The organism is Brevundimonas diminuta 3F5N (genome assembly GCF_900163625.1).
In the GTDB taxonomy this organism is placed as follows: Bacteria; Pseudomonadota; Alphaproteobacteria; order Caulobacterales; family Caulobacteraceae; genus Brevundimonas; species Brevundimonas diminuta_A.
In genome coordinates this window covers 1-5,507 of record NZ_FUIE01000067.1, presented here as the reverse complement: position 1 = coordinate 5,507, position 5,507 = coordinate 1, and the positions used below count along the sequence as shown (strand labels likewise).

At 61.6% G+C, this 5,507-nt stretch carries 3 protein-coding genes; 2 read left to right on the top strand and 1 reads right to left on the bottom strand.

The annotated features are described in order from the left end of the window. Positions 1 to 198: 198 nt before the first annotated feature. Complete coding sequence (locus FM111_RS12830) at positions 199 to 2,250, bottom strand: alpha/beta hydrolase family protein (protein WP_218779222.1); 2,052 nt, start codon at positions 2,248 to 2,250, stop codon at positions 199 to 201. Positions 2,251 to 2,524: 274 nt separating this feature from the next. Between FM111_RS12830 and ftsZ the strand changes: the two genes are divergently transcribed. Both ftsZ and lpxC read left to right on the top strand, forming a co-directional pair. Next, positions 2,525 to 4,117, top strand: coding sequence for a cell division protein FtsZ (gene ftsZ, locus FM111_RS12825; protein ID WP_087141333.1), 1,593 nt, complete (start codon positions 2,525 to 2,527; stop codon positions 4,115 to 4,117). A 204-nt stretch (positions 4,118 to 4,321) separates the two neighbouring features. Beyond that, complete coding sequence (lpxC, locus tag FM111_RS12820) at positions 4,322 to 5,221, top strand: UDP-3-O-acyl-N-acetylglucosamine deacetylase (protein WP_087141332.1); 900 nt, start codon at positions 4,322 to 4,324, stop codon at positions 5,219 to 5,221. Positions 5,222 to 5,507: the final 286 nt, after the last annotated feature.

Below are 5,507 nucleotides of genomic sequence, written 5' to 3'. Positions count from 1 at the left end.
CCTTTCAAGGGGCGGACTCTAGCTCCGCGTGGAGGAAATTCTCAGGGGCACGTCAGTGCTGCTATCCTTAAAATAGACGCTTCAGATGATGGTGCTTGATAAGACAAGCGGGGAGGCGCCGCATTCGGTAGGGCGCGCCAATTAAAAAGCCGCCCTGACTTATGTCAGGGCGGCTTGAGTAGCTTCAAGAGCCGTTATTTAAAGCCCAGACCCGCCACATCCAGTGCGTAGATAGGTGTCAATATATCCGAGCTGGTCGGCCATAATGGCTCGCGTCCAGGCAGGGCCGTGGGCATAGTCCTTGATCAGGTGATACTCGATCGGCTGGCCGCTTCCGCGGGCGCGAGCGACGAACAGGTCTGAGTGGTCCTGGGTGACGATGCGGTCACGATCCCCGGTGAACACCATCATAGGAATTGAAACATCGGAGGCGCGAGCGATCGGGTTGAGGCCTGTAACGGTATCGCGCTGCGCTTCACGAGTGTAGGGATTTTGGAACATCTCAGTTCGAATCTTAGTCATGTCTGAGACGCCAGCCCCTGCTATGGCGCACTTGTAGATGCCCCCAGGCCGGATACCGGCGACCATCGCCGCATATCCCCCGTAGGAAAAGCCGAACATGGCGATGCGTTCACGTTGAGCGACGCCCTGTTCAACGAGCCATAGAGCGCCGTCGTCCTTGTCGTCTTGCATCTTCTGGCCCCATTCGTTGTCGCCGGCCATCCACAGGCGTTTCCCCCAGCCGTCCGAGCCGCGGTACTGTGGCTGCAACACTGCGTAGCCGCGCGATGTCATCATGGCCCGCCAAGAAGACCCGTCCCATGTCAGTTCGTCGCGAGCCCAGGGGCCGCCGTGGGGCATGATCACGGTGGGGTAGGGGCCGGATCCGAAGGTAGCGGTAGGCGGTTTGCTTAGGAAGGCGGGGATGTCGAGGCCGTCACGCGCCTTGTAGTAGACCAGTTCCGTTGTGCCGATGCTTTCCGGTCTGATCTGTGGGTAGGGCTCTCCCAACATCTTAAGCTCGCCGTTGCTATAGATGTGATAAGCGCCTGGGTCGCTGGGCGATCCAACCCATACAACTACAGTATTCCAGTCTTGAGACGCGGCGACCACGTTCATGTAGCGATCGGTGGGATAGCTGATGTTGCGCTCGACGCCAGTCGCCGGGTCAACCACACGCAAGGGGTGATTTTCAATCTTTAGGGCCTGCTGCAGGCCTGAGATTAGGCTTTCGTAATTGGGCGCGATCGGAAATTCTGTTCCGCGTGGACCATTATAATAGAATGAGCGAATTTCGCCGAAATTATCACCGCGATTGCGGTTGATGCTCATGCCGGTGGCTTCGAACAGAGGGTGCTCGAAAGCTGTTTCACCGAGTTGTTGTCGTGAGACATCATACTCAAGAATAGCGGCTTTATCACGGTTCCGGTTGGATATTACGTAAGCGATATTCGGGTCAGAGCTAAAACCTGCGACTGAAAAGACTTCACGATCCTTTACATGGCTGCGGAAATGTTCATCCCATCCGCCGCTGGCGTTTCGGAACTGAGTGGCCACATACAGGCCCCCTGAGTCCCGGTCTGCAATGTTACGCACGCGCACGTCGCCGTTCAGGTCGGTGGCGTAGCCGATGACGCGCTCGCCCGACCGCTGAATCCGCTCTGAACGGTTGGTTCTTACATTGAGGCGCAGCACGTCATCGTTGATTTGGATCAGGATGTTGTCCGGATCGTTCGGCAAGACGTCGAGCACGGAAGGGCTTTGAGTCTTTAGGAAATCAGCTTCGCCGCTGGAGCGCGGACGGAAGGACGTGATGGGGTCGCGCCAGTTGTTCCCTTGGATGTCAGTAAGAAGAAACTTGCTAAGGAATGTCTTGATGTTACCGGCTGCGGCCACATCATAGGGTTGCCACATGGTGACGCCCAGGGTGTCGTTCTTAACGAAGCTCACACCACGGATCTTCATTTGGCTTGACCCAATGACCGTCGGGTTTCTATCCAAGTGCTGAGCCTGCCAGACTAGGATGACCTGATCTTCACCGCGCGCTTGAAGAGCGGCGATATGGTTGCCGTCCGGCGAGACTGTGAAGCTGGACATGATCGGAGAGGCCGCGAAGTCTTGAATAGACGGCGCTGCCGGGGCCACAGCTGTGGAATTCTGCGCTGAGACAGGCGTTACTATCGTTACAGCGATCGCCGCCATCAGGGCGGCGGTGGAAATTGTTCGCATCTTAGACGTGCGCTCCCCCATTTTTGCCGATCAGAATGACGGCAAATTCCTAAGGCTGCAGCTAACCAAACGACGTTGTTTCACGCAACGACGGACTAAGGTGAGAGGTCAGGAGTCCATAAAAAAACTGCGGCCTAGCTTGATGTGGGCCTGTCGTCTTCGTCGACTCACGTTAATCAAGGTAACCCTTCGTTAACGTAGACAGGGTTTTCCTTAACGCGCTCATAACCAATGCGATTCGGCGGGGAGTTCGCATCGGGGACGAAGGGCAGGGTCCTTAGGTCGGAATAATACAATGTCTCTCTCGCTGGTCAGGCCGGAAGCCACGGAATTGAAGCCCCGCATCGTCGTCTTCGGCGTAGGCGGAGCGGGCGGCAACGCCGTCAACAACATGATCGACTCCGGCCTTGAGGGCGTGGAGTTCGTTGTCGCCAACACCGACGCCCAGCATCTGAGCTTCGCCAAGACCGACCGCCGCATCCAGCTGGGCGAGACGATCACGCAAGGATTGGGCGCGGGCGCCCACCCCGAAGTCGGCATGAACGCCGCCGAGGAGAGCGCGGACGAGATCCATGCGCACCTGGAAGGCGCGCACATGGTCTTCATCACCTGCGGCATGGGCGGCGGCACCGGCACCGGCGCCGCGCCGGTCATCGCCAAATGCGCGCGCGATCGCGGCATCCTGACTGTCGGCGTGGTGACCAAGCCCTTCACCTTCGAAGGTCGTCACCGGATGCGCCTGGCCGACGCGGGCGTGGCCGAGCTGCAGCGTTACGTCGACACCCTGATCGTCATCCCGAACCAGAACCTGTTCCGGGTCGCCAACGAACGCACCACCTTCTCCGACGCCTTCGGCATGGCCGACCAGGTGCTGCACTCGGGCGTTCGCTCGATCACCGACCTGATGATCCTGCCAGGCCTGATCAACCTCGACTTCGCCGACGTCCGCGCCGTGATGAGCGAGATGGGCAAGGCCATGATGGGCACGGGCGAGGCTACGGGCGACGACCGCGCCCTGCTGGCGGCCCAGAACGCCATCGCCAATCCCCTGCTGGACGAGACCAGCCTGAAGGGCGCCAAGGCCGTGCTGGTGAACATCACCGGCGGCATGGATATGACCCTGCTGGAAGTCGACGAGGCCGCCAACGCCATCGCCGGCGAAGTGGACGGCGACGCCAACATCATCTTCGGCGCCGCCTTCGATCCGGCGCTGGACGGCAAGATCCGCGTCTCGGTCGTCGCCACCGGCATGGACGAGGCCGTCATCCAGCAGATCGAGCCGCAGGGCCAGACCTTCAGCCGCACGGGCGGCCTGTCGAATGCGGCGCCGCGCCAGCCGGAAGTCCGTATCGATCCGGTTCGCGAGGCTGCGCCGCAGCCGGCGCCGGCTCCGATCTATGAAGCCCCGGCCGCGCGTGCGCCCGAGCCGAAGATCGAGGCCAAGCCCGAGCCCGTTATCCGTGATGCGCCCCGCAATCTGGAGCCGATCGTCGACCCGTGGGTCGAGGAGTATGAGCAGGGCGCCGGTCGCGCCCAGCCTGCCGCTTCGTCGGAACAGGGCGACCTCTATTTCGACCGTGCTCCGCAGCGTCAGCAGCCGGCGCCGCAGCAACCGGCCCAGCGCCCGGCCGCCCGTCATGAAGAGCCCGCCGAAGAGCCCTTCTACGATGAGCGCGACCATCGCCGCAGCGGCTGGAGCCTGTTCGGCCGCAAGCGCCAGCAGCCGCAGCAGCAACAGTCCTATGCGCCGTCGCCGTCGTCGAATCGCACGACCCAGCAGTTGCGTCAGACCCAGTCGATGCAGCCGCAGCAGCAAGACCCGCAGGTGGGCCAGTCCGACGACGACGACCTGGAGATCCCGTCCTTTCTCCGCCGCCTCGCGAACTGATCGACCCAAAAAAACCTGATATTGAAGCGCCCCGGAGCCGACCTCCGGGGCGTTTTTACGTGTGGGGACAGGGGTCGGGACGTGTCGTCGAACCGAAACAATCCGAAACCCGACTTTCATTTCGGGCTTGAGCCCTGAGGCGTAAACGACAGGTGAGGCGAAGACCGTCCCGTTGAGGCGGATCGCGCAACAGAGAGTTTCCGAGTGACGGTCCGCAACGACCAGTACGAACAGACCATCGTCGCCCCGGCCATCTGCGCCGGCGTCGGCGTGCACACCGGCCGCCGCGTGCGTCTGGTCGTGCGCCCGGCTGCGCCTGGCCACGGCATCGTCTTCGTGCGCACGGACGTCACCGACCGCGACAACCGCATCCCCGTCTCGGGCGAGGCGGTCGTGGATGCGCGCCTGAATACCATGATCGAGAATGCGGCGGGCGTGCGCCTGTCGACGATCGAGCACCTGATGGCCGCGCTGGCGGCCCTGGGCGTCTCCAACGCCGTGATTGAGGTCGACGGGCCGGAACTGCCGATCCTGGACGGCTCGGCGCTGCAGTTCGTGCAACTGCTGGACCGTGCGGGCTTCCGTCGCCAGGAAGCGCCCCAGTCCTATATCGAAATCCTGAAGCCGATCCGGGTGGAGGAGGGTGACAAGTCCGCCGTCCTTCTGCCCTGCGACCGCTATGAGATGCGCTTCGAGATCGACTTCCCCACGCCGGTTATCGGCAATCAGGTGGTGGACTTCGTCGTGGACGAGGCGACCTTCCGCTCGGACATCATGGCCGCCCGCACCTTCGGTTTCGCCCATGAGGTCGAGGCCCTGCGTCAGGCTGGTCTGGCCCGCGGCGGCTCGCTGGAGAACGCCGTGGTCATCGACGGCGACCAGATCCTGAACCCCGGCGGCCTGCGCATGGAGCGCGAGTTCGTGCGCCACAAGGCGCTGGACGCCATCGGCGACCTGTATGTGCTCGGCGCGCCGCTGCTGGGCCGCTACGAAGGCGTCAAGGCGGGCCACGCCCTGAACAACAAGCTGGTCCGCGCCCTGCTGGCCCAGCCCGGCGCCTGGCGCGAAACGGTTCGCGTGCCTGACATGGCGATGGCGGGCTGAATTCGCTCTGTTAAATACCTGTTTGCACGTGTTGCTGTATGGCGCTGCAGATGGAGTTTCTTTTATTTTTTCTTGCTCAAGCTGCCTCTGCGACGCCTTCGGATGTAGAGCGACGAGAAGTACGCTGCGTCCAAGCCGCAATGATAGCTACTCATTATCTTGAAAAAGATGGAGAGCTCGATGCGGTCGCAATGACGTTTCCTGTCATTGCCTTCTATAAGGGTAGGCTTCTAGGCTCAGGACTCATAGCCAAAAGAGCACTGTAGCGGCGAGGGCTATGGCGGAG

Bases quoted from the DNA above. Each gene is read 5' to 3' on its own strand.
- FM111_RS12830 (WP_218779222.1), bottom strand. From the start codon at position 2,250: ATGGGGGAGCGCACGTCTAAGATGCGAACAATTTCCACCGCCGCCCTG.
- ftsZ (WP_087141333.1), top strand. From the start codon at position 2,525: ATGTCTCTCTCGCTGGTCAGGCCGGAAGCCACGGAATTGAAGCCCCGC.